This window comes from Curtobacterium sp. MMLR14_002 (genome assembly GCF_001864975.1).
GTDB classification, from domain to species: Bacteria; Actinomycetota; Actinomycetes; order Actinomycetales; family Microbacteriaceae; genus Curtobacterium; species Curtobacterium flaccumfaciens.
Window position 1 is genome coordinate 39,916 of the sequence record NZ_MJGT01000048.1, and the last position, 23,789, is coordinate 63,704.

18 protein-coding genes, 1 tRNA gene and 1 pseudogene are annotated in these 23,789 nt (G+C 72.7%); 14 read left to right on the plus strand and 6 right to left on the minus strand.

Features of this window, described 5'->3' with window-relative positions:
* Positions 1–214: 214 nt before the first annotated feature.
* Both BIU91_RS05690 and BIU91_RS05695 read left to right on the plus strand, forming a co-directional pair.
* Positions 215–418, plus strand: a complete 204-nt coding sequence (locus BIU91_RS05690) for a hypothetical protein (RefSeq protein ID WP_017885770.1) — start codon at positions 215–217, stop codon at positions 416–418.
* Between the two features lie 72 nt (positions 419–490).
* Positions 491–1,045 (plus strand): 4'-phosphopantetheinyl transferase superfamily protein, encoded by a 555-nt coding sequence (locus tag BIU91_RS05695; RefSeq protein WP_071404598.1) that lies wholly within the window; start codon positions 491–493, stop codon positions 1,043–1,045.
* Here the strand turns inward: BIU91_RS05695 and map are convergent.
* The gene (gene map / locus BIU91_RS05700; protein WP_071404628.1) at positions 1,029–1,796 is read right to left on the minus strand and encodes a type I methionyl aminopeptidase; all 768 of its coding nucleotides are present in this window, start codon (positions 1,794–1,796) and stop codon (positions 1,029–1,031) included. The two genes, BIU91_RS05695 and map, sit on opposite strands and share 17 nt — an antisense overlap.
* 32 nt (positions 1,797–1,828) lie before the next feature.
* Here map and BIU91_RS05705 point away from each other — a divergent pair, with 32 nt between their 5' ends.
* Positions 1,829–2,098 (plus strand): helix-turn-helix transcriptional regulator, encoded by a 270-nt coding sequence (locus tag BIU91_RS05705; protein WP_071404629.1) that lies wholly within the window; start codon positions 1,829–1,831, stop codon positions 2,096–2,098.
* A 46-nt stretch (positions 2,099–2,144) separates the two neighbouring features.
* Here BIU91_RS05705 and BIU91_RS05710 read toward each other — a convergent pair whose 3' ends face one another.
* From BIU91_RS05710 to BIU91_RS05720, 3 genes are read right to left on the minus strand one after another with little or no spacing between them, the layout of a single operon-like run.
* Entirely contained in the window at positions 2,145–3,464 is a 1,320-nt protein-coding gene (locus tag BIU91_RS05710; protein ID WP_253183694.1) for a M1 family metallopeptidase, read from the minus strand.
* A gap of 14 nt (positions 3,465–3,478) precedes the next feature.
* On the minus strand, positions 3,479–7,375 hold the full coding sequence (locus BIU91_RS05715; RefSeq protein ID WP_071404599.1) for a Pls/PosA family non-ribosomal peptide synthetase: 3,897 nt from the start codon (positions 7,373–7,375) through the stop codon (positions 3,479–3,481).
* Positions 7,376–7,419: 44 nt separating this feature from the next.
* Positions 7,420–8,502, minus strand: a complete 1,083-nt coding sequence (locus tag BIU91_RS05720; protein WP_071404600.1) for a Gfo/Idh/MocA family oxidoreductase — start codon at positions 8,500–8,502, stop codon at positions 7,420–7,422.
* A 168-nt stretch (positions 8,503–8,670) separates the two neighbouring features.
* On the opposite strand from BIU91_RS05720, the gene BIU91_RS05725 reads away from it, so the two are divergent.
* Entirely contained in the window at positions 8,671–9,495 is an 825-nt protein-coding gene (locus BIU91_RS05725; protein WP_071404601.1) for an alpha/beta hydrolase, read from the plus strand.
* Between the two features lie 26 nt (positions 9,496–9,521).
* Positions 9,522–9,866, plus strand: a pseudogene (locus BIU91_RS19505) (VOC family protein); the annotation flags it as partial.
* A 26-nt stretch (positions 9,867–9,892) separates the two neighbouring features.
* On the opposite strand, the gene BIU91_RS05730 reads toward BIU91_RS19505, so the two are convergent.
* Positions 9,893–9,964, minus strand: a tRNA-Arg gene (locus BIU91_RS05730).
* Positions 9,965–10,783: 819 nt separating this feature from the next.
* Complete coding sequence (locus tag BIU91_RS05735; RefSeq protein ID WP_071404602.1) at positions 10,784–11,359, minus strand: hypothetical protein; 576 nt, start codon at positions 11,357–11,359, stop codon at positions 10,784–10,786.
* A gap of 59 nt (positions 11,360–11,418) precedes the next feature.
* Here BIU91_RS05735 and argS point away from each other — a divergent pair, with 59 nt between their 5' ends.
* The 9 genes from argS (at position 11,419) to prmC (ending at position 23,596) form a co-directional block, all read left to right on the plus strand.
* Entirely contained in the window at positions 11,419–13,089 is a 1,671-nt protein-coding gene (gene argS / locus BIU91_RS05740) for an arginine--tRNA ligase (RefSeq protein WP_071404603.1), read from the plus strand.
* Positions 13,090–13,309: 220 nt separating this feature from the next.
* Positions 13,310–14,065 carry an LmeA family phospholipid-binding protein gene (locus BIU91_RS05745; RefSeq protein ID WP_071404604.1) on the plus strand — a complete coding sequence of 252 codons (756 nt, stop codon included), beginning with the start codon at positions 13,310–13,312 and terminating at the stop codon, positions 14,063–14,065.
* Between the two features lie 58 nt (positions 14,066–14,123).
* Positions 14,124–15,545 carry a diaminopimelate decarboxylase gene (gene lysA / locus BIU91_RS05750; RefSeq protein WP_071404605.1) on the plus strand — a complete coding sequence of 474 codons (1,422 nt, stop codon included), beginning with the start codon at positions 14,124–14,126 and terminating at the stop codon, positions 15,543–15,545.
* 65 nt (positions 15,546–15,610) lie between these two features.
* Positions 15,611–16,918: a homoserine dehydrogenase gene (locus BIU91_RS05755; protein WP_027465790.1), complete on the plus strand. Its 1,308-nt coding sequence runs from the start codon at positions 15,611–15,613 to the stop codon at positions 16,916–16,918.
* An 87-nt stretch (positions 16,919–17,005) separates the two neighbouring features.
* On the plus strand, positions 17,006–18,085 hold the full coding sequence (thrC, locus tag BIU91_RS05760; protein ID WP_071404606.1) for a threonine synthase: 1,080 nt from the start codon (positions 17,006–17,008) through the stop codon (positions 18,083–18,085).
* A 32-nt stretch (positions 18,086–18,117) separates the two neighbouring features.
* Positions 18,118–19,101 (plus strand): homoserine kinase, encoded by a 984-nt coding sequence (gene thrB, locus BIU91_RS05765; RefSeq protein ID WP_071404631.1) that lies wholly within the window; start codon positions 18,118–18,120, stop codon positions 19,099–19,101.
* Positions 19,102–19,281: 180 nt separating this feature from the next.
* Positions 19,282–21,609 (plus strand): transcription termination factor Rho, encoded by a 2,328-nt coding sequence (gene rho / locus BIU91_RS05770; protein ID WP_071404607.1) that lies wholly within the window; start codon positions 19,282–19,284, stop codon positions 21,607–21,609.
* A gap of 3 nt (positions 21,610–21,612) precedes the next feature.
* Complete coding sequence (prfA, locus tag BIU91_RS05775; protein ID WP_017885756.1) at positions 21,613–22,695, plus strand: peptide chain release factor 1; 1,083 nt, start codon at positions 21,613–21,615, stop codon at positions 22,693–22,695.
* 64 nt (positions 22,696–22,759) lie between these two features.
* On the plus strand, positions 22,760–23,596 hold the full coding sequence (gene prmC, locus BIU91_RS05780; RefSeq protein WP_171907788.1) for a peptide chain release factor N(5)-glutamine methyltransferase: 837 nt from the start codon (positions 22,760–22,762) through the stop codon (positions 23,594–23,596).
* Positions 23,597–23,789: the final 193 nt, after the last annotated feature.

The window sequence follows — 23,789 nt, forward strand, 5'->3', positions numbered from 1 at the left end:
CGCATCCGTCCTCCGTCCGTCGCCGGTCGGTACCCCGTGGCACCGCACCGGACCGCGCCACGAGTGCGCTGTCGCCCGGAGTCTATCCAGGCCACGCAGGGGCACCGCCAGACTCTGGGGGAACGCTCCGGACCGTGCTTCCTGTGGACGTCTTGTCCCCCGTACCGGGGTATGCTGGCGCCACTGTTCGAGGATGAACGGAAGGGGAAGAACGATGGAACGCACCACGAGCACCGAGGTCGTCCCGCTCGAGGACGGCTACCACCGGGTGTCGACTCCGGCGACGGGCGTGATCGGTTTCGTGCGCGAGCACGACGGCCGCTACGAGGTCCTGCGCGGACGAGTTCGCCAGGCGACCCGCTCCGAGGGGCAGTACAGCACCATGAATGTCGCGCTCATCGCGCTGACGCACGCCTGATCCGCTCTGGGCGCGACCACACGACCGACGGGCGCTGCCCCGGTCGGTGGGTCGCGCCTCCAGACCGTCACGGTGACGCTCCGGACGCCGGCTGCTGACCGCGCGGACGACCGGGAGGCCCTGGTCGCCGCCGTCGTGTCGGCGACCGGCGCCGAGCCGGTCGCGGTGCGCGCGGGGCGCGTTTGCCCGCACTGCGCGGGGACCGACCACGGTCGTCCGTGGGCGACCGTCGCGGGCGTCACGGTCGGCGTGAGCCTGTCGCGCGCACCGGGCGTCGTCGCCCTCGCGGTCGGACCGTCGGCACTCGGTGTCGACGTCGAACGGGTGTCGCGGGTCGCCGCTGCGCCGCTCGATGCATTCAACCCTGACGAACTCCGTCGAGCCGACGGGGATCCGGCGCTCCTCGCCGCAGCGTGGGCGGCCAAGGAGGCCGTCCTGAAACGCGACGGACGCGGGCTGCGCGTCGACCCGCTCGCGGTGGAGGTCGACGTGGCCGCCGGCACCGCCCGGTTCGAGGGTGCCGGACAACCGGTCACCGTGCTGTACCCCGCACCGGACGTCGTGCTCGTCGTCGCCGCGGGTGGCCTGCCCGTCGAGGTCGTCGGGGCGGTCAGCGGGGGAGCGTGAGCACCTCGGCGCCGTCCTGGGTGATCGCGATGGTGTGCTCGGTGTGGGCGGTCCGCGCTCCCGTGGAACTCCGCAGGGTCCACCCGTCGGCGTCGGTGACCAGGACGTCGGTGTCCGCCATCACCCACGGTTCGAGCGCGAGCAGGAGCCCGGGCCGGAGCGTGTAGCCGCGGCCGGGCCGCCCGGTGTTCGACACGTGCGGGTCCTGGTGCATGGTCGAGCCGATGCCGTGCCCGCCGAACTCGACGTTCACCGGGTAGCCCGCGGCCTCGAGCACGGTGCCGATCGCGTGGGACAGGTCACCGATGCGGGCGCCCGGTCCGGCGGCGGCGATGCCCGCGGCCAGCGCGCGTTCGGTGGCGTCGATGAGTGCGAGGTCCTCGGGGCGTGCGGTACCGACGACGAAGCTGATCGCGGCGTCGGCGGCGATGCCGTCCAGGGACACCGCGAGGTCGAGGGTCAGCAGGTCGCCGTCCTGCAGCACCCGGTCGTGCGGCAGCCCGTGCAGGACGGCGTCGTTCACGGCCGTGCAGATGTGGTGGCCGAACGGGCCGCGGCCGAACGAGGGTGCGTAGTCGACGTAGCAGGAGTCCGCGCCGGCGGCCTCGATCATCTGCTTCGCCCACCGGTCGATCTCGAGCAGGTTCGTGCCGACGCGGGTGCGTTCGCGCAGGGTCTGCAGGATCGTGCCGACGAGGGCTCCGGTGGCGCGGCCCTTGTCGACCTCGGCGGGGGTCAGGATCTCGATCACGCGGATGATCATACCGGTATTACTATGTGGTCATGGTCCGTCTCCCACTCCGTCCCGACGAGGTCGCGCGCGGTCGTCGCCTCGGTGCGCTGCTGCGTCGTGCCCGTGGTCCGCGGTCGATCGTGGGCACCGCCCTGGCTGCGGGGATCTCGCCGGAGACGCTCCGGAAGATCGAGACCGGTCGGATCGCGACGCCGGCGTTCTCGACGATCGCGTCGGTCGCGGGCGTGGTCGGACTGTCGCTCGACGCGGTGTGGTCCGAGGTCAGCTGCGACCCGGCCGACGGCGAGCTGGCTGGCTAGCCGACGCGGCGGCGGAGCCTGCTGATCGACGCGGCGGCGGAGCCTGCTAGCCAGCGGGCAGCGTCGGCACCGACGCCTCGTCGATCCAGGGCCCGGTCACCGCACCGACGTCCGCGACCGAGCGGCCGGCGGCGTCCGCGAACGCACGGAGCACGTCGGGCACGATGACGGATCCGTGCCGGTGCCGCTCGGTGATGCTCCGCAGCCCGGCGAAGAAGGCGTCGTCGCCGAACGTGCGGCGGACGGCGTGCAGAGCGAGGGCACCGCGCTTGTAGACGCGGTCGTCGAACATGTCCTTCGCGCCCGGGTCACCGATCACCAGGTCCTCCGGCTGCTCGAGCAGTCCCTGCCGGTACCGCTCGGCCAGCTGGTCGGCGGTGTCGTCCCCGCGGTCCTCGGACCACAGCCACTCGGCGTAGCAGGCGAACCCCTCGTGCAGCCAGATGTCCTGCCACCGGGTGACCGTGACGGAGTTGCCGAACCACTGGTGGGCGAGCTCGTGGGCGATGAGGCGGTCGGTGCCGTGTTCGCCGTCGACGTGGTTCCGGCCGAACACCGCCAGGCCGTGGGCCTCGAGCGGGATCTCGAGATCGTCGTCGGTCACCACGACGCCGTACGCCGCGAACGGGTACGGGCCGAACCGGTCACCGAACAGCGCGAGCATCTCCGGCACCTGGCCGAAGTCGGTCTTCGCGGCGGCGGCGAGGTCGGCGGGGTGGTGCAGCGTGACGGGGACCCCGCTCGTGCGCAGCTTCGTGGTGCGGTAGCGGCCGATCTGCACGGTCGCCAGGTAGGTCGCCATCGGCTCGGTGGTGGCGTAGGTCCAGCGGGTGCCGACGCGGTCGCGCTCCTTGGCGAGCAGCTCCCCGTTCGCCAGGACGTCGTACGCCGCCTCGGCCGCGATCTCGATCCGGTACGTGGCCTTGTCGTCGGGGCGGTCGTTGCACGGGAACCACGACGGCGCTCCCGTGGGCTGCGCGGCGACGATGACGCCGTCGGACAGTTCTTCCCAGCCGAGCTGCCCCCACGCACTCCGGACGGGGTGCGGGGTGCCGCGGTACCGCAGGTGCACGCTGAACACGGTGTCGGCGGCGATGGGGTCGGCCGGGGTGACCGTCACCTTGTGCGTCGCGGTCGAGACCTTCTTGGCCCGGCGTCCGTCGACGTCGACCCGGTCGACCGTGAGCCCGTGCAGGTCGATCACGACCTTCTCGAGCGGCTCCAGGGCGCGCGCGGTGATCGTGGCGGTGCCGTCCAGGCGGTTCGTGGCGACGCGGTAGTCGAGACGGAGCTCGTAGTGCTCGGCACTCCACCGTCGGTCGCCGCTGTGCGGGGTGTACGGGTCTGCGGCGGGATCGGAGGGCACGGGGACAGTCAACCTCATGGCGCCGGTGGGGCGGTCACCAACGGTGCTGCCGATGTCCACGGAGCGATCGGGTTGCCGGACCAGCGGGAACCCGTCGGCACCTGCTCACCCCGCATCACGAGCGAGGACGGCCCGACGGTCGCCCCGGCACCGATGCCGGCCGCCGGCAGGACCACGCTGTGCGGCCCGAGCGTCGCACCCGCGTCGATCCGGACGGTGTCGAGCTGCATCACGCGGTCGTGGAACAGGTGCGTCTGCACGACCGTGCCCCGCGCGACCGACGCCCCGGAGCCGATCGTGACCAGGTCGGCCTCGGGCAGCCAGTACGTCTCGAGCCAGGTGCCGCGGCCGATCGTCGCACCGAGGCTCCGCAGCCAGACGGCCAGCGCGGGGGTGCCGGTGGCCTGCTCGGCGAACCAGGGGCGCGCGACGGTCTCGACGAAGGTGTCCTGCACCTCGTTGCGCCACACGAAGGACGACCACAGCGGGTGCTCCCGGGCGGTGATCCGGCCGACGAACGCCCACTTCGCGATCGTCGAAACGACGGCGGCGACGGCACCGGCGGCGATGAGCACCGGTCCGGCGAGCAGCACCGTCCAGCCGATCCCGACGGCCGACCAGAGCGCCAGCAGTGCTCCGGCCACGCCGAGCGCGATGGCGGCGGAGACCATCGGGGCCACCAGGCGCAGCAGCTCCCAGCAGCCGCGGGCGACCTTGAGCCGCCTGGACGGGCGGAACGTGCGTGCCTCGTCGAACTCCGTCGCCGCGCGCCGCAGCCGCACCGGGGGCGACCCGAGCCACGACGACCCGCGCTTGGCCTTCTTCGGCACCGCGGACAGCACCGCCACCAGGGCCTCGCGCGGCACCGAGCGCCCGGCACCCGTCATGCCGCTGTTGCCGAGGAACGCCCGACGGCCGACCTTCGAGCGACCGATCCGCACCCGACCGCCGCCGAGCTCGTACGTCGCCACCATCGTGTCGTCGGCCAGGAACGCCCCCGACGCGATCTGCGTCAACGCCGGGATGAGCAGCACGGTCGAGATCTCGGTGTCCCGACCGACCCGGGCGCCGAGCAGTCGCAGCCACACCGGCGTCACGAGCGATGCGTACAGCGGGAACAGCAGGGTGCGCGCCGCGTCGAGCACCCGCTCGGTCGACCACACCTGCCAGCCGATCCGGGAGCGCACCGGGTGCCGTCCCTCGTGCAGGCCGATGCCGAGCAGCCGCACCGCGACCACCACCAGCAGCGCGTACACCGCACCGGCGACGACCGTCGCCAGGGGGACCGTCAGCAGCGCACGGAGCGCCGCGTCGCCCAGGGTCGACGCCCGCCCGACCAGGGCGAGGGCGACCAGCAGTCCGACTGCGACACCGACCACCGGCAACCCGGCCACGGCCAGGGACCCGGCCCCGTACGCGAGCAGCCAGCGTCGTCGGGTCGCTGGGCGGGCCTCCCGGTCGTCACGAGCCGACCCGGTGCGCTCCGCAGGTGCCCCTGCCCAGCGTTCGCCCGCGGGCACCGGGCCGCCGACGGCGGAACCCGCCGTGATCTCGGCACCCGCACCGACGTGCGCCCCCGGCAGCAGCGTCGTCCGGCTGCGCACCACGGCGTCCTCGTCGATGCGGACGTGCCCCAGGTGGAACACGTCGCCGTCGAGCCAGTGCCCGGCCAGGTCGACCTCGGGCTCGATCGAGGCACGCTTGCCGATGGTGAGCATCCCGGTCACCGGCGGCAGCGTGTGCAGGTCGACGTCCCTTCCGATGCGCGCGCCGAGGGCCCGGGCGTAGTAGCTGATCCACGGGGCGCCCGCCGTCGAGGGGCCGTCGACCGCCTCGGCGATGCGCTCGGCCAGCCAGACCCGCAGGTGCACCGAACCACCGCGGGGGTACGACCCGGGCCGGACCCCGGCGAGCAGCAGCCGCGCGAGCACCACCGTCAGCGCCATCTTGCCGATCGGCGTCACGAACACCAGGAGCGCCAGCACCAGCACCGGCCAGGGCAGCACCGGCAGGAACGGCAGCGTCGTCGCGTGCAGCACCGCGGCCACCAGGGCCGTCCACGTCAGCACCCGCAGCCCCCGGAGCACCTGCACCGGCAGCCCGAGCAGCGTCATCAGCAACCCCGTCGTCGGGGGCACCGGCGTGACGTCGCGCGACGATGCCGCCACCGGGCCGGACTCGTCCAGCGCCGCCGCCAACGCACCGATCCGCGGGTGGTCGTACACGTCCGCCACCGTCGTCGTCGGGAACCGCTCACGGATGGCCGACACCAGCTGCGCCGCCGTCAGCGACCCACCGCCGTGCGCGAAGAAGTCGTCGTCGACGCTCGCCACCGGCACCCCGAGGATCGCCGACCACCGCTCGGCGATCCACGCCACCGTGTCCGGCAGCATCGCCGCGTCCGAGGCACCCGGCAACGGCCACGGCAGCGCCGCACGGTCGACCTTGCCCGACGTCCGCGTCGGCAGCGACTCCACCACGGCCACCAACGGCACCAGCGCCGCCGGCAGCTCCTGCCGCAACCGGGCGTTCGCCGCCGCCACGTCCACCGTCGCCCCGGCCACCGGAGCCACGTACCCGACCAGCACCTGGTTGCCCGCCGGGGTCCGCTGCACCACCGCGGCACCACCCGCCACGTCGTCCAGGGCCTGCAGCGCCGCATCGATCTCCCCGAGCTCGATCCGCCGGCCGCCGAGCTTCACCTGGTCATCCGCGCGCCCCTGGAACACCAGCCCCTCGGGCTCGTAGCGCACCAGGTCCCCGCTCCGGTACGCCCGCTCCCACCCGAGCTCCGGGAACGGCGCGTACTTCTCCGCGTCCTTCGCCGGGTCGAGGTACCGCCCCAGCCCGACCCCGCCGATCACGAGCTCCCCGACGCCGCCCGGCTCCACCCGCTGCCCGGCACCGTCCACCACGGCCAGGTCCCACCCGTCCAGCGGCAACCCGATCCGGATCGGCTGGCTCCCGTCGAGCAGGGACCCGCACGCCACCACCGTTGCCTCGGTCGGCCCGTACGTGTTCCACACCTCACGGTCACGACTCGCGATGCGCGCCGCCAGCTCCGGCGGGCACGCCTCACCACCGAAGATCACCAGCCGCACCTGCTCCAGCGCATCGTCCGGCCACAACGCCGCGAGCGTCGGCACCGTCGACACCACGGTGATCGTGTGCGCGATGAGCCACGGCCCCAGGTCCACGCCCGTCCGCACCAGCGACCGGGGCGCCGGCACCAACGCGGCACCGTGCCCCCACGCCAACCACATCTCCTCGCACGACGCGTCGAACGCCACGCTCAGCCCCGCCAGCACCCGGTCACCCGGACCGATCGGCGCCGCCTGCAGGAACATCCGCGCCTCGGCGTCCACGAACGCCGCTGCACTGCGGTGGGTGACCGCCACACCCTTCGGCACCCCGGTCGACCCGGACGTGAAGATGATCCACGCGTCGTCGGTCTCGCGGGGGAGCTCGGCGCTCGCCGCAGGGTCCGTCACCGGCAGCTCGGTGCCGTCGCGGTCGCGCAGGACACCGCCCGCGCCGATCACCCCGACGACACCGGCCTCGCCGAACACCAGGGTGGCGCGCTCCTCGGGGTCGTCCGCGTCGACCGGCACGTAGGCCGCCCCGGCGGCGAGCACGGCGAGGATCGACAGGTACAGGTCACGCCCGCCGGAGGGGATCCGCACCCCGACCCGGTCGCCGCGACGGACGCCGCGGCGGGCCAGGTCGTCGGCCTGCGCGCGCACGAGGTCGAGCAGGGCGGCGTAGTCGACGCTGCCGGCCGGGTCCTCGAGCGCCCTCGCGTCCGGGTGGGTCGCCGCGGTCGCCGCCAGGACGTCGAACAGGGTCCGTGGGGCGGGTGCGTCGCCGCCGCGGGCGAGTTCGAGCTGCGCGTTCCCGGTGCCGATGGTCATCGAGGCCTCTTCCCGGTCGCGTGCGGGACGACCGGCCCGTGATCCTAGAGGGTCGAGGTGTCCTGCTCGGGAACGGACGGTGCCGCACCGGTCGGTCCGAGCGCTGCACCGGTCGGTCCGAGCGCCGCACGGGCCGCGTCGAGCGCCGTCGCGATCCCGATCGAGTCGTCCAGCGAGTGCACCGGGGACTCCGTGCGACCGTCCGCCACGTACTGCGCGAGCGCCGCCGCCTGCCACACGAGTCCCTGACGACCCCGCAGCCCCGTCGGCTCCGCCCAGTGGTCCTCCCCACCCGGGTGGTGCACCGCGAACGACGCCGGGAACACGAAGTGGTCGGTGTACCGGACCGTGGCCCGGCTCCCGGCGATCACCGCCAGCCCCGGCGTCCACGCCGTCATCGACGTGGCCACCACCGCCTGCGCGCCTCCCTCCGCCGTCGACACCGTGACGGACTGGAGGTCCACCCCGCGATCCGAGACCGCCCCCGTCGTGCTGCTGGTAACCGGGGCGCCGGTGGCGAACCGTGCGAACCAGTGCCCGTACACACCGGCGTCGAGGAGGGCACCCCCACCTGCGGCGGGGTCGAACATCCGGTCCGCCGGGTCCGGGTCGTGCGGCCACCCGACGTCGACCGTCGCGAGCCGGACATCGCCGAGGACCCCGTCCGCGAGCAGACGGGCGACGACGGTCGTGCCCGGCAGGTACCGGGTCCACATCGCCTCCATCGCGAGGACGCCCGCGGCCCGGGCGGCGTCGGCGAGGGTGCGCGTGTCCGCCGCCGAGGTCGTCATCGGCTTCTCGACGAGCACGTGCTTGCCGGCGGCGATCGCGAGCAGTGCATGCCCGAGGTGCTGCGGGTGCGGCGAGGCGACGTAGACCACGTCGACGGACGGGTCCGCCACGAGGGCCTCGTACGACCCGTGCACACCGGGCACACCGTGGCGGGTGGCGAAGGCCGCGGCACGCTCGGGGGAGCGGGACCCCACGACGACCACGCGCTGGTCGGAGTTCGCGTGCAGCGTCGCGGTGAAGTCGTTCGCGATCTCCCCGGGGCCGATCACACCCCACCGGAGCACGGGGCCGCCCCGCAGCGCGTGGACTCCGGGCACCGGGAACGTCATCGTCATGCCGGAACGCTACCGGGATGCTCAGGACCCGGTTGTGCCGCTCCTCGCCCCGGAACCGAACCGCATCGAGTCATCCGACCCAATCGCCCCGTGACACGGTCGATGAGAATCGGATTCCACGAACCGCCGCCGGTCGCGGCGTCGGGAACCCGAGGAAGGTCGTCACCGATGTCCGCCCAGCCACCTCCCCACATCGACCGCGACGTGCGGTACTCGGACCAGCACGACGCCCTGGTCCTCGACGTCCACCGTCCGGCCCCCGGATCGCCCCCGAGCACCGGCGCCGTCGTGCTCGTGCACGGTGGCGGATGGTTCCGCGGGGACAAGTCCAAGGAGGACGGCCTGTCCGCCCGACTCGTGGACGCCGGGTACACGGTCTTCGTGCCGAACTACCGGCTGGCACCGACGGACGTGTTCCCCGCGAGCAGGGACGACATGCTCACCGCCTACGAGTGGGCGCTGCAGTCCGACGTCCCCTTCGACCGGAGCAAGGTCGCCTTCTTCGGCGGGTCAGCCGGGGGGAACCTCGCCGTCGAGGGCGGCATCGCGACCGGCCGTCCCTCCGTGAGCTGGTCCGGGATCTTCGGCCTCGCCGAGATCATCCGGGCGACGGACGGCACGGTCTCCGCGGCGCCGACGACGCAGGACCTCGACGCGATGCGGAGCGCCGACATCGACCAGACCGGCCGGGACGACCCGTTCCTCCGCTGGGTGATCCTGCAGGAGGTCGGCGGCGACCGGTCGGCGCTCGCCGCGGCGTCCACGATCGAGCACGTGACGGCGTCGACGGGCCCCGTCTACCTCGCCAACTCGCTGGACGAGTGGGTCCCGCGGTCGGACCCGATCGCGCTGCAGGCGGCGCTCGCCGCGGTCGGCGTCCCGAACACGCTGCAGCTGATCCCCGGTCTCCGGCACGCCGAGGGCTACACCGACCACGCGCTGCCCGGATCGCTCACGTTCCTCGCGCAGACGCTCGGGGTCGAGCACCGCTGAGCGGCGCGCGACGAAGGAGGACCCCCGTGCACGACGACTCCACAGCTCCGCTCCCAATCGGCCCGGTCGGCAACGTCTTCCTGTTCGTCGACGACCTCGACGCCGCGGTCGCCTGGTACGCGGCCAGGCTCCGCCGCGAACCGGTCGTGCGTGGTGGCGCGCTCGTCGCGTTCGACATCGACGGCGTCCGCCTCACGCTGCACCGCACCGACGAACTCAACACGCCGGGGCCGTCCGGCACGGTGCCGTACTGGACCGTGCCCGACGTGGACGCCGTCGTCGAGGACTGGGTCGCCAACGGCGCCGTCGCGCACCGGGGGCCGAAGACGGTGTTCACGGGAGAGCGGCTCTGCCAGCTGCTCGATCCGTTCGGGAACCTCTTCGGCGTACTTTCCAGTGCCCCCAGGAGGATTCGAACCTCCGCCCCTGCCTCCGGAGGGCAGTGCTCTATCCCCTGAGCTATGGGGGCCAAGGGGTGTCAACAACCGTAGCAGGTCCGGCGGGTGGTCCCGGACAGCGCGTGTCGCGCCGTGGACGTGCCGTCGGCACGGCCGGGAGGCGCGGTGCAGGCCCGCCACGGCCCTCCCGTGTCGCGTTCCCGTGCGAGGTTCCGTGTCCCGTGCAGCGCTGCAAGCGCGCACCACGCACGGAACCTCGCACCGGATGGCGGACCCGGCACCGTGCGAGCGTCGCGAGCCGGCGCGAGGTCCCGTGTTCCGTGCGGCGCTGCAAGCGCGCACCACGCACGCAACCCCGCACCAGACGACGGACACGGCACAGGGCGTGGCCGCCGTCGACCTGGAGGCGCGGTGCGGGCCCGCCACGGGCCTCCCGTCCGCACGGTGCGAGCGACGCGAGCCGGTGCGAGGTTCCGTGTTCCGTGCGGCGCTGCGAGCAGCGCACCACGCGCGCAACCTCGCACCAGACGACGGACGCGGCACCGTGCGTGGCCGCCGTCGACCGGGAGGCGCGGTGCGGGCCCGCCCCAGGCCTCCCGTCCGCACCGTGCGTCCGTCGCGATCCCGTGCGACGTCCCGTGTTCCGTGCGGCGCAGCAGGCGCGCACCAGGCACGCAACCTCGCACCCGACGGCGGACGCGGCACGGTGCGTGGCCGCCGCCGGCCGGGAGGCGCGGTGCGGGCCCGCCACGGGCCTCCCGTCCGCACGGTGCGACCGTCGAGATCCCGTGCGAGGTTCCGCGTTCCGTGCGGCGCTGCAAGCGCGCACCACGTGCGCAACCTCGCACCAGACGGCGGCGGCCTCGCACGGTGCGCGGGGGCAGCGCGCTTCAGCCCGCGGGCGTCGCCGTCGCCGACGCGGACGGCTGCAGCGCGGCCCGCACCGCGTCCACGACGGGCTGTGCCCCACCCGGCTCGGTGAACAGCGTCGACTGCGCGGTGATCCAGTACGGGTCGGCGAAGGCGTCGGCGCGGCCGACGTCGCCGCTCAGGGCGAAGTAGCCCTCCACGCGGTAGGTGGGGACGGACCCGCCCCGCTCGTACAGGGCGTCCTTCAGGTTGGTGAGCGACTTCTCAGGCAGGTCGGCGACCGCGAGCGTGATCGCCGTGGCGTCCGCGTCGGTGCTGACGAACCGGCACACGCGACCCTGCTGCTTCGCGATGGTCGCGGCGGGGGAGCCCTTCGCCGGGGTGAAGGAGTCGTCGAGCTCGAAGGTCTGCCCGTACACCGACAGTGCGCTGGTCGGCAGGAGCTCCGCGCAGGTCTGCGACACCGGCTTGCCCGCCGGGGTCGCGCTGGCCGACGGGGTGCTGTCCCCGCCGCCTGAGCACCCGGCGAGCAAGACGGCTGCTGCGGTGGTGAGGGTGGCGACGGTGAGCGCCCGGGCACGGCTGCGGGGGGTCATCCCGACATGATGCTGCATCGACCGGTGCGGACCTGGGCGTCCCGGTAGGATCGGTCCTCGTGACTCCTGCCGAACTCTCCGCCGCGTACCTGTCGATCCTGACCGGGATCGTCGAGCGCCGAGGCGCGTCCGAGACCGTGACGATCGAGGAGTCCCACGTGGTGCTCGAGCGTCCGAAGAACCGCGCCCACGGCGACTGGGCCTCGAACGCGGCCATGCAGCTCGCGAAGCGGCTCGGCACGAACCCGCGCGAGCTCGCGACCGAGATCGCCGGTGAGCTGACCGAGCTCGACGGTGTGGACTCCGTCGACGTCGCCGGCCCCGGCTTCATCAACATCACGCTCGAGGCGGCCGCCGCTGGCGAGATCGCGCGCACCATCGTGGACGGCGGCGAGTCCTTCGGCACCGGCGATCTGTACGACGGCGTCCGGATCAACCTGGAGTTCGTCTCCGCCAACCCCACCGGCCCGATCCACATGGGCGGCGTCCGCTGGGCCGCAGTGGGCGACAGCCTGGCCCGCGTGTTCCAGGCGCAGGGTGGGCTGGTCACCCGCGAGTACTACTTCAACGACCACGGCGCGCAGATCGACCGGTTCGCCCGCTCCCTCGTCGCCAGCGCACTCGGAGAGCCCACGCCCGAGGACGGCTACGGCGGCGCCTACATCGCCGAGATCGCGGCACGGGTCATCGCGACCCTCGAGCCGGGCATCGACGTCCGCGACCTGCCGCGCGACGAGGCGCAGGAGCTCTTCCGTCGCGAGGGCGTCGACTTCATGTTCGCCGACATCAAGTCGTCACTGCACGACTTCGGCGTCGACTTCGACGTCTACTTCCACGAGAACGCCCTGCACGAGTCGAAGGCCGTCGAGCGTGCCATCGCCCGACTGCGGTCGGCCGGCGTGATGTACGAGGCCGAGGGCGCCGAGTGGCTCCGCACGACCGACTTCGGCGACGACCGCGACCGCGTCGTCATCAAGTCGGACGGCGAGCCCGCGTACATCGCCGGCGACCTGGCGTACTACCTCGACAAGCGCGAGCGCGGCTTCGAGCGGAACCTGATCATGCTCGGCGCCGACCACCACGGCTACGTCGGCCGGATGATGGCGATGTGCGCCGCGTTCGGGGACGAGCCGGGCAAGAACCTCGAGATCCTGATCGGGCAGATGGTCAACCTGCTCAAGGACGGCGCGCCGATGCGCATGTCGAAGCGCAACGGCACCATCGTCACGATGGAGGACCTCGTCGACGCCGTCGGTGTCGACGCCGGCCGGTACGCCCTGGTCCGGTTCGCCAGCGACACCGCGATCGACATCGACCTCGACCTGCTCACGAAGCGCACGAACGACAACCCCGTCTTCTACGTGCAGTACGCCCACGCCCGCACGCAGTCGGTGGCCCGGAACGCCGCGGCGGCCGGGGTCGACCGGTCGGTGTTCGACGCCTCGCTGCTGACCCACGAGTCGGAGAGCGCGCTCCTCGGAGCCCTCGCCGAGTACCCGCGGGTGGTCCGGCACGCCGCCGAACTGCGCGAGCCGCACCGCATCGCGCGGTACATCGAGCAGCTCGCCGGCCTCTACCACCGCTGGTACGACTCCTGCCGTGTCACGCCCCTCGGCGACGAACCCGTGACCGACCTGCACCGCACGCGCCTGTGGCTGAACGACGCCACCGGCCAGGTCGTCCGCAACGGCCTCGGCCTGCTCGGCGTGTCGGCTCCGTCCCGCATGTAGCGGAGCGGCGGCGCGAGCAGACGGCCGAGCCGTTGCCGAAACGCGCCCCTTGACGGTCATCGCGCCCCGGTGTGCGAGGGCGCGATGACCGTGGCGGGGCGCGATCGCGTGCGCCCCGCGCCCCGCCCGCCCCCCGCGCTCGCACCCGCCGCAGCCGCCGCGCCGGACGCGCACCGGGCCTCCAGGCAGCCTGCCGGGACCGGCTGGCAGGGTAGGACGCATGCCCGCAGCCACCGAACGCCCCACCACGCGCCGCCGCTGGCCCGTCGTCCTGCTCGTGGTCGTCGTCGTGCTCGCCGCCCTCGTCGTGATCGCCGAGTTCGTGCTGCGCGGCGTCGTCGACCGGATCATCGCCCAGCAGGTCGAGCAGTCGCTACCGGACGGCACGACCGGCGAGGTCGACGCCCACGCCGAGGGCATCGTCATCCCGCAGCTCATCAGCGGCACGCTCGACCGCGTCGAGATCTCCTCGGCGAAGCTCACGGTGGACGGCATCCCGCTCGCCGCCGACGTCACCGCGCAGGACGTCCCGGTGGACGGCAAGGGCGACGTCCGCGACGTCGACGGCACGGTCACCCTGGCGTCGTCGAGCGTCAAGGACCTGGCGAAGTACAGCCCGCTGTTCGACCGGCTGAACCTGGTCGACGGCGGCGTGGAACTGACGGGGTCGTCGTCGGTGCTCGGCTACGACATCACCTACGCCGCCAAGGGTGCCGTCGTCGCCCAGGACGACGGCCGCGGCATCTCGATCACCCCGGAGAGCGTGCGGATCACGAACTCCGACCTCGGCCTCAAGGTCGACTCGATCCCCGGCGTCACCGGCGTCCCGGTGCAGGTCTGCACCGCGCAGTTCCTGCCCGAGGCGCTGCGGGTGCGCTCGCTCGACGTGTCGAAGTCGGACGCGACGGTCCGCATCACCGCGGACGCGCTGCCGCTCAACGAGGACGGCCTGCGGACGGTCGGCAGCTGCGGCTGAGCGGACGGGTGCGTAACGCGGCCTGGAGGAACGGCTCGCGTCGGTAGGATCGGGTCCCGTGAGCGAGAACCCCCTTGCACCGCCGCGGCTGCGGTTCCCGACGGACGCCTCCGAACTGGTGGACCGCATCTGGCCCGCGTCCGCGACGCGGACCGACGACGGCACCCTGGCGATCGGCGGCATCAGCGCGACGGACCTGGTCGCGCAGTTCGGCACGCCCCTGTACGTCGTCGACGAGCGTGACGTCCAGTCCCGCGCCGTCCGCGTGCGGAACGCGTTCGCCGAGGCGTTCGAGCGCATCGGCAGCCACGCGCACGTCTACTACGCCGGCAAGGCCTTCCTCACGACGCAGGTCGTCGCGTGGATGGCCGAGGCCGACCTGCGCGTGGACGTCTGCACCGCCGGTGAGCTCGCGGTCGCCCTGGCCGGCGGCATCGACCCCGGCCGGCTCGGCTTCCACGGCAACGACAAGTCCGACGCCGAGATCGCCCGCGCGGTCGAGGTCGGCATCGGCACGATCGTGCTCGACAGCCACGAAGAGGTGCAGCGCGTCGCCCGTGCCGCCGCCGACGCCGGGGTCGTGCAGCGCGTGCGCATCCGGATCAACACCGGTGTGCACGCGTCCACCCACGAGTACCTGGCGACCGCCCGCGAGGACCAGAAGTTCGGCATCCCGCTGTCCGAGGCCGTCGAGGCCGCAGCAGCCGCCCGCGCCGAGCCCTCGCTCGCCTTCGTCGGGCTGCACTCGCACATCGGCTCGCAGATCTTCGACGACGCCGGCTTCCGCGAGGCCGCACGTCGACTCATGGACGTGCACGCGACGCTCGTGGCCTCCGGTCCGGTGCCCGAGCTGAACCTCGGCGGCGGCTGGGGCATCGACTACACCGAGGCCGATTCGGCCTTCGCCCCCGAGGACGTCGCCGAGGCACTGGCCACGATCATCGGCGAGGCCTGCGCCGAGCGCGGCATCCCGGTGCCGGACATCGCCGTCGAGCCGGGCCGCTACATCATCGGCCCGCCCGGGGTGACGCTCTACCGCGTCGGCACGATCAAGCCCGTCACGCTCGAGACCGAGGACGGCGGCAGCGCGACCCGCACGTACGTCTCGGTCGACGGCGGGATGAGCGACAACATCCGTCCCGCCCTGTACGGCGCCGACTACACGGCCCGGCTCGCCCGCACCTCGGACGCCCCGGCGGTGCTGAGCCGCGTCGTCGGCAAGCACTGCGAGAGCGGCGACGTCGTGGTCAACGACGAGTACCTGCCCGGCGACGTGCAGCGCGGTGACCTGCTCGCCGTCGCGGCCACCGGGGCCTACTGCTGGGCGCTGTCGAGCAACTACAACCACGTGGGCCGCCCGCCGGTCGTCGCCGTCGCGGACGGCACAGCCCGTATCCTCGTGCGGGGCGAGACGATCGACGACCTCCTCGCCCGTGACACCGGGGTCGCCGCCGTGCCCGCCGACGGCACCGGCCGCTGACCCCCGACCCGACCGGGTCCGCCCACCCCGCAGGGCGCACCCCCACCGACAGGAACCGCTACCAGATGATCGAATACCGCAACGTCCGTGTCGCGCTGCTCGGGGCCGGCTCGGTCGGTTCCCAGGTCGCGCGACTGCTCCTCGAGCACGGCGACGAGCTGGCCTCGCGCGCCGGTGCCGGGCTGGAGCTGGTCGGGATCGCCGTGCGCGACGTGGACGCGCAGCGCGACGTCGACCTGCCGGCGGAGCTCTTCACCACGGACGCGGCATCGCTCATCCTCGGCGCGGACATCGTCGTCGAGCTCATCGGCGGCATCGAGCCGGCGCGCACCCTCGTGCTCCAGGCCCTGCAGTCGGGCGCGGACGTCGTCACCGGCAACAAGGCGCTGCTCGCGACCCACGGCCCGGAGCTCTTCGCCGCGGCCGAGCAGGTCGGCGCGCAGCTCTACTACGAGGCCGCCGTGGCCGGGGCGATCCCGATCATCCGTCCGCTGCACGACTCGCTCGCCGGTGACCGCATCGTCCGGATCATGGGCATCGTCAACGGCACCACGAACTTCATCCTCGACCTGATGGACCGCAAGGGCTCCACGTTCGAGGACGCCCTGGCCACCGCGACGGAGCTCGGCTACGCCGAGGCCGACCCGACCGCCGACGTCGAGGGCTACGACGCCGCGCAGAAGGCCGCGATCCTGGCCTCGCTCGCGTTCCACACCTCGGTGCCGCTCGCCGCCGTGCACCGCGAGGGCATCACCCACGTCACGATCGACCAGGTCCGCGCCGCCCGCAAGGCCGGCTACGTCGTGAAGATCCTGGCGACCGCCGAGCGGCTCACCGACGAGGACGGCCGCGAGGGCGTCAGCGCCCGCGTCTACCCGGCCCTCGTGCCCGAGTCGCACCCGCTCGCGAGCGTGCACGGTGCGAAGAACGCGGTGTTCGTCGAGGCCGAGGCCGCCGGCGACCTGATGTTCTACGGCGCGGGTGCCGGTGGCGTCGAGACGGCCTCGGCGGTCCTCGGCGACCTGGTCTCCGCGGCCCGTCGGCACGTCATCGGCGGCCCGGGTGTCGCCGAGTCGACGCAGTCCGAGCTGCCGGTGTTCCCGATCGGCACCGTGCGCACGAGCTACCAGATCACCCTGCACGTCACGGACGCCCCCGGCGTGCTGTCGACGGTCGCCGGCGTGCTCGCGAAGCACGGCGTCAGCGTCGAGACGGTCGAACAGACCACCACCGGCGCAGCCGAGGGGACCGCGACGCTCGTCATCGGCACCCACCTGGCGCGCGAGGCCGACCTGGCGGACACCGTCGTCGCCCTCCGCGGCGAGGACGTCGTCCTGGACGTCACCAGCGTCCTGCGCGTCGTCGGTCGCTGACGCGACCACGGGCCTCCAGGCCGACCTGCAGGCCCACCGAGCCGCACCACCACCAGATCCACCCCACCGGACAGAGAGAGAAGCCTGATGGCCCACCAGTGGCAGGGAGTCCTGCGCGAGTACGCCGACCGACTCGACGTGACCGAGGCGACGCCCATCGTCACGCTCGGTGAGGGCGGCACGCCGCTCATCCCGGCTCGTCGGCTCTCCGAGCGCACCGGCGCCGAGGTCTACGTGAAGTTCGAGGGCATGAACCCGACGGGTTCGTTCAAGGACCGCGGCATGACGATGGCGATCTCGAAGGCCGTCGAGCACGGCGCGAAGGCCGTCATCTGCGCCTCGACCGGCAACACCAGCGCCTCGGCCGCCGCGTACGCCACGCACGCCGGCATCACCGCTGCGGTGCTCGTGCCCGAGGGCAAGATCGCCATGGGCAAGCTCAGCCAGGCCGTCGCCCACGACGCCCAGCTCCTGCAGGTGCAGGGCAACTTCGACGACTGCCTCGACATCGCCCGCGACCTGGCGGCGAACTACCCCGTGCACCTCGTCAACTCCGTCAACAACGACCGCATCGAGGGGCAGAAGACCGCCGCGTTCGAGGTCGTCGACGTCCTCGGTGACGCACCGGACTTCCACTTCCTGCCCGTCGGCAACGCGGGCAACTACACCGCGTACTCGCGCGGCTACCGCGAGGACGTCGCCGCCGGCCGCAGCACCAAGCTGCCCCGCATGTTCGGGTTCCAGGCCGCCGGTTCCGCCCCGATCGTGCACGGCGAGGTCGTCCGGCACCCCGACACGATCGCGTCGGCGATCCGCATCGGCAACCCGGCCTCGTGGCAGTTCGCGCTCGAGGCGCGGGAGGAGACCGACGGCTACTTCGGTGCCATCACCGACGAGGCCATCCTCGCCGCACACCGCATCCTGTCTGCCGAGGTCGGCGTCTTCGTCGAGCCCGCATCGGCCATCGGTGTCGCCGGGCTCCTCGAGCGTGCCGACGCCGGTGTCGTGCCGAAGGGCGCGAAGGTCGTCATCACGGTCACGGGCCACGGCCTGAAGGACCCGCAGTGGGCCCTCCGCACGCCGGACGGCGGCGAGGTCACCCCGACGAGCGTGCCGGTCGACACGAAGTCGATCGCCGACGTGCTCGGTCTGGTCAGCGAGCAGTGATCTCCGACCGCTCGTCCGGACCGGGTGAGGGCATGACCGCCCGCAGTGCTGTACCGGCCGGACGGGCGGTCCGTGCACTGCCGACCGGATCGGCGGTCCGCGTCCGGGTGCCGGCCACGTCGGCGAACCTCGGCCCCGGCTTCGACTCGCTCGGCCTCGCGCTCTCGCTCTACGACGAGGTCGTGGTGCGTGTGCGCTCCGAACCCGGCGCGACCGTCACGGTCGAGGGCGTCGGTGCCGGTGAGGTCGCCACGGACGACACGAACCTCGTCGTCCGTGCGGTCCGCCGTGGCCTGGAGCACGCCGGTGTCGACCAGCCCGGCCTCGAACTGCACGCCAGGAACGCGATCCCGCACGGCCGCGGTCTCGGTTCCTCCGCCGCGGCGATCGTCGCCGGGCTGATGGCCGCCCGTGGTCTACTCGAGGGCATCGTCGACCTGGACGCCTCGACGCTCCTGACCCTGGCCACCGAGATGGAGGGCCACCCGGACAACGTCGCGCCGGCGCTCTTCGGCGGCCTGACGATCGCGTGGATGACCGCCGAGGGCCCGGCCTACAAGCGGCTCCTGGTGCACCGCGGTGTCGCCCCGGTGGTGTTCGTGCCGACCTCGACGCTCTCGACCAAGCTCGCGCGCTCCCTGCAGCCCGAGCAGGTCCCGCACGCCGACGCCGCGTTCAACGTCTCCCGCTCGGCGCTGCTCGTCGCGGCGCTCATCCAGAGCCCCGAGCTGCTGCTCGCCGCGACCGAGGACCGTCTGCACCAGGCGTACCGCGCCAGCGCCATGCCCGAGACCGACGCCCTGATCCGGTTGCTCCGGCAGCACGGCCTCGCCGCGGTGGTCTCCGGTGCCGGGCCGAGCCTGCTCGTCCTCGGCAGCGACCCGGCACAGCGCCTGACCGCCGCCGAACTGGTGCAGCGACACGCCGAATCCGACTGGCGGCCGCTCATGCTGGCCGTCGATCTCGGTGGTGCTACAGTGGCAGCGCACTCGGCGCTCGAAGCCGAACCCGCGTAACCGTACGGATCGCTCGTCCTCAGGACAGCTCCTGCGACGTCGCAGGGTCCGGTGCGCGAGTGTGCATCTCTTTCTGATCACCGAATCCCGATCCGTCGTCTGAACGGCGGTCGATGCTCACCCTGCATCCGGGACGGTGGAAACTCTCCGCGTTCTGCGGTTCGAAAGGAAACACCGACCTTGACCGACAACAACTCCGCCCAGGTGGAGATCCCCAGCGACCTGCGTGCCCTCCGTCTCCCGGAGCTCCAGCGCATCGCCTCCTCGCTCGGCATCACCGGGCTCTCCAAGCTCCGCAAGGGCGACCTGATCGCCTCCATCGAGGACAAGCGTCCCGTCGACGAGACGCCGGCCGCCCCGGCCGCCGCCGTCGCCGAGACCCCCGCCGAGCCGGCCGCCACCGAGCAGCCGACCCTGCCGGAGCCCGCCGAGACCCCCGCGCAGCCCGCTGCCGAGGCACCCGTCGCCGACCCTGAGGCCCCCGCCGAGTCGGCAGCCCCGAGCCGTGCCCGTCGTTCGCGCCGCGCATCGTCCGGCGGCACCGTGAACGCCGCGCCGACCTCGGCCGCCGAGCACACCAACCACGGCCAGACCGGCACCGAGGACCTCCTCGCCGGGCTCGACCAGGTCCGCGCCGAGAAGGACGCCCAGGAAGCCGCGCAGTCCGGCTCCCAGCGCCGTGGCCGTGGCCAGCGGAACACCGAGCAGCGTGGCGCCGACCAGCGCGGCACCGAGCAGCGCGCCGCCGACCAGGGCCAGCAGGCGTCGGCACCCGCCGAGGCCGAGCAGCCGAGCCAGGCGGGCCAGCAGGGCCAGCAGGCACCGACGTCCGCCGTGCAGGCCGACCAGGACCAGAACGAGTCCGGCGACCAGAACGACCAGGGCGACCAGAACTCCGAGCAGGGCGAGGGCGGCTCGCGTCGCGGTCGTCGCAGCCGTGGTCGCGGTCGTGGCCGTGGCCAGAACGCCGAGAACGGCGAGCAGCAGAACGGCGCCGAGCAGCAGAACGGCGGCCAGAACGCCGGCCAGCAGAAGCAGAACGGTGCCGACCAGCAGAACGGCGGCCAGCAGAAGCAGAACGGCGGCGAGCAGCAGAACGGCCAGCAGAACGGCGGCCAGAAGCAGAACGACCAGCCGAAGCAGGCCGAGGCCAAGCAGGACGACAAGGCCGACCAGAAGCAGCAGCAGAACGCCGGTCAGCAGAAGCAGCAGACCAGCGGCCAGCAGAAGCAGCAGCAGCAACAGCACGCCGACGAGGCCGAGAGCGGCCGCAGCCGTCGCCAGCGTGACCGCAAGCGCGGCCGTGGCGGCCAGAACGACGACTTCGAGCCCGAGGTCACCGAGGACGACGTCCTGATCCCGATCGCGGGCATCCTCGACGTCCTCGACAACTACGCGTTCGTCCGCACCACCGGGTACCTGCCGGGCCCGAGCGACGTCTACGTCTCCCTCGGCCAGGTGAAGAAGTACCACCTGCGCAAGGGCGACGCCGTCGTCGGTTCGATCAAGCAGCCGCGTGACGGCGAGCAGCAGAGCCGCCAGAAGTACAACGCGCTCGTGGCCGTCGAGTCGATCAACGGCCAGTCCGCCGACGAGGCCGCGGCCCGCGTCGACTTCAACGACCTCACCCCGCTGTACCCGAACGAGCGCCTGCGCCTCGAGACGGAGCCGGGCAAGCTGTCGACCCGCATCATCGACCTCGTGTCGCCGATCGGCAAGGGCCAGCGCGGTCTCATCGTGTCCCCGCCGAAGGCCGGCAAGACCGTCGTGCTGCAGGCCATCGCGAACGCCGTCGCCAAGAACAACCCCGAGGCGCACCTGATGGTCGTCCTCGTCGACGAGCGGCCCGAAGAGGTCACCGACATGCAGCGCACGGTGAAGGGCGAGGTCATCGCCTCGACCTTCGACCGTCCCGCCGAGGACCACACCACCGTCGCCGAGCTCGCCATCGAGCGTGCGAAGCGCCTGGTGGAGCTGGGCCACGACGTCGTGCTGCTGCTCGACTCGATCACCCGCCTTGGCCGTGCGTACAACCTGTCGACCCCGCCGTCGGGCCGTGTGCTCTCCGGTGGCGTCGACTCGGCGGCGCTCTACCCGCCGAAGCGCTTCTTCGGTGCCGCGCGCAACATCGAGGACGGTGGCTCGCTGACCATCCTCGCGACCGCGCTCGTCGAGACCGGCTCCAAGATGGACGAGGTCATCTTCGAGGAGTTCAAGGGCACCGGCAACATGGAGCTCCGCCTGAACCGTCACCTCGCCGACAAGCGGATCTTCCCCGCCGTCGACGTGAACGCCTCCGGTACCCGTCGCGAGGAGCAGCTGCTCTCCGCCGACGAGGTCAAGATCACCTGGCGTCTGCGCCGGGCCCTCGCCGGGCTCGACCCGCAGCAGGCTCTCGAGATCGTGCTGCGGAACCTCAAGGAGACGCAGTCGAACGTCGAGTTCCTGGTGCAGGTGCAGAAGTCGGTCCCCTCGACCGGCGCCCACCACAACGGCCACCAGGAGTAACGCGTGTTCGAGTCGGTAGCGGGGCTGCTGGCGGAACACGAGGACCTGACACAGCAGCTGTCGGACCCCGCGCTCCACGCCGATGCGGCCCGGGCGAAGAAGGTGAACCGGCGGTACGCCGAGCTCAACCAGATCAAGTCCGCGTACGAGGCCTGGCAGGCGGCGGGGGACGACCTCGCCGCCGCCCAGGAACTCGCCCGTGAAGACGCAGCGTTCGCGGACGAGGTCCCCGGGCTCGAGGAGCAGCTGTCGGAGCGCCAGGAGCGTCTCCGCCGGCTGCTCATCCCGCGCGACCCCGACGACGGCCGTGACGTCATCATGGAGATCAAGGGCGGCGAGGGCGGCGAGGAATCGGCGCTGTTCGCGGCCGACCTCCTGCGCATGTACTCGCACTACGCCGAGACCAAGGGCTGGAAGGTCGAGCTCCTCGAGCGCACCGAGTCCGACCTGGGTGGCTACAAGGACGTCCAGGTCGCGATCAAGTCGAACACGACCGATCCGTCCCAGGGCGTCTGGGCGCACCTGAAGTACGAGGGCGGTGTGCACCGCGTCCAGCGTGTGCCGCAGACCGAGTCGCAGGGGCGCATCCACACCTCGACCACCGGCGTGCTGGTGTTCCCCGAGGTGGACGAGCCCGAAGAGGTCCAGATCAACCAGAACGACCTCAAGATCGACGTCTACCGGTCCTCCGGCCCGGGCGGGCAGTCCGTCAACACGACGGACTCCGCGGTCCGCATCACCCACCTGCCCACGGGCATCACGGTGGCGATGCAGAACGAGAAGTCGCAGCTGCAGAACCGCGAGGCCGGCATGCGCGTGCTCCGCGCACGCATCCTCGCGCGCCAGCAGGAGGAGCTCGACGCGATCGCCTCGGACGCGCGCAAGTCGCAGATCCGCGGGATGGACCGTTCGGAGCGCATCCGCACGTACAACTTCCCGGAGAACCGGATCGCGGACCACCGCACCGGCTACAAGGCGTACGACCTCGACCGTGTGATGAACGGTGCCCTCGAGCCCGTCATCCAGTCCGCCATCCAGGCGGACGAAGAGGCACGCCTGGCCGCCATCGGCGACCAGGACGCGTAAGCGCACACCCAGCCTGGAGGCCCGGATCACCGCCGACACGCCCCTCACGTACGCCGCGGATCGCCTGCTCGAGCAGGCGACCGCGGCGCTCGTCGCCGTCGGCGTGCCGACGCCCCGGGTCGACGCGGAGCTGCTGCTCGCGTGGGCGACCGACACCTCGCGCGGTGCCGTCCAGGCCCGTGCGCTGATCGGTGGCGGCATCGCGCCGGAGCACGTCGAGCGCTTCCGGCATGCCGTCGCCCGCCGTGCCACCCGTGAGCCGCTGCAGCACATCACCGGGCAGGCGTACTTCCGTGCGCTCACCCTGGCCGTCGGACCGGGCGTGTTCGTGCCCCGTCCGGAGACCGAGGGCGTCGTGCAGTTCGGCATCGACGCGCTGCGGGCGACCGCGGTCCCCGAGCCGATCGCCGTGGACCTGGGCTCCGGCAGCGGTGCGATCGCGATCGCGATGGACACCGAGGTGCCGAACGCCGTGGTCTACGCGGTCGAGCGGTCGGCCGAGGCCCTGCCGTGGACCCGGCGCAACGTCGACGCCCACGGTGGGACGGTCCGGCTCGTCGAGGGCGACCTCGCCGACGCGCTGCCGGAACTCGACGGCACCGTGTCCGTCGTCGTGTCGAACCCGCCGTACGTGCCGGACGACGCGATCCCGATCGACCCCGAGGTCCGCGACCACGACCCGGCGATGGCGCTCTACGGCGGGCCCGACGGCCTCGACGCCGTCCGGGCTCTTGCCGAGACGGCCTGGCGGTTACTGGTGCCCGGGGGAGTCCTGGTCATCGAGCACGCCGAGCCGCAGGGCGCCGGCGTCCGGGAGGTCCTGGCGCGCCGGGGGTTCCGCACCCCGGAGACGCACGTCGACCTGACGGGGCGCGACCGCACGACCACCGCGACACGGTAGTCGGGGGCGAGCCGCGCCTCCCGTCGCTCGGCCGTGCGTGCGTGTGCTGGGTGGATCCGGGCGTACCTGGTGGGATCGGGCGTACCGGGTCGTTCGGGATGACCAGGTGTGCCCGTTCTTGCTTTCCAGCGCGACCGCGATGGGAAGGAACGGGCGTGGCGGGCGCTGGGCGGGCCTCCCGTCGCTCGGCCGT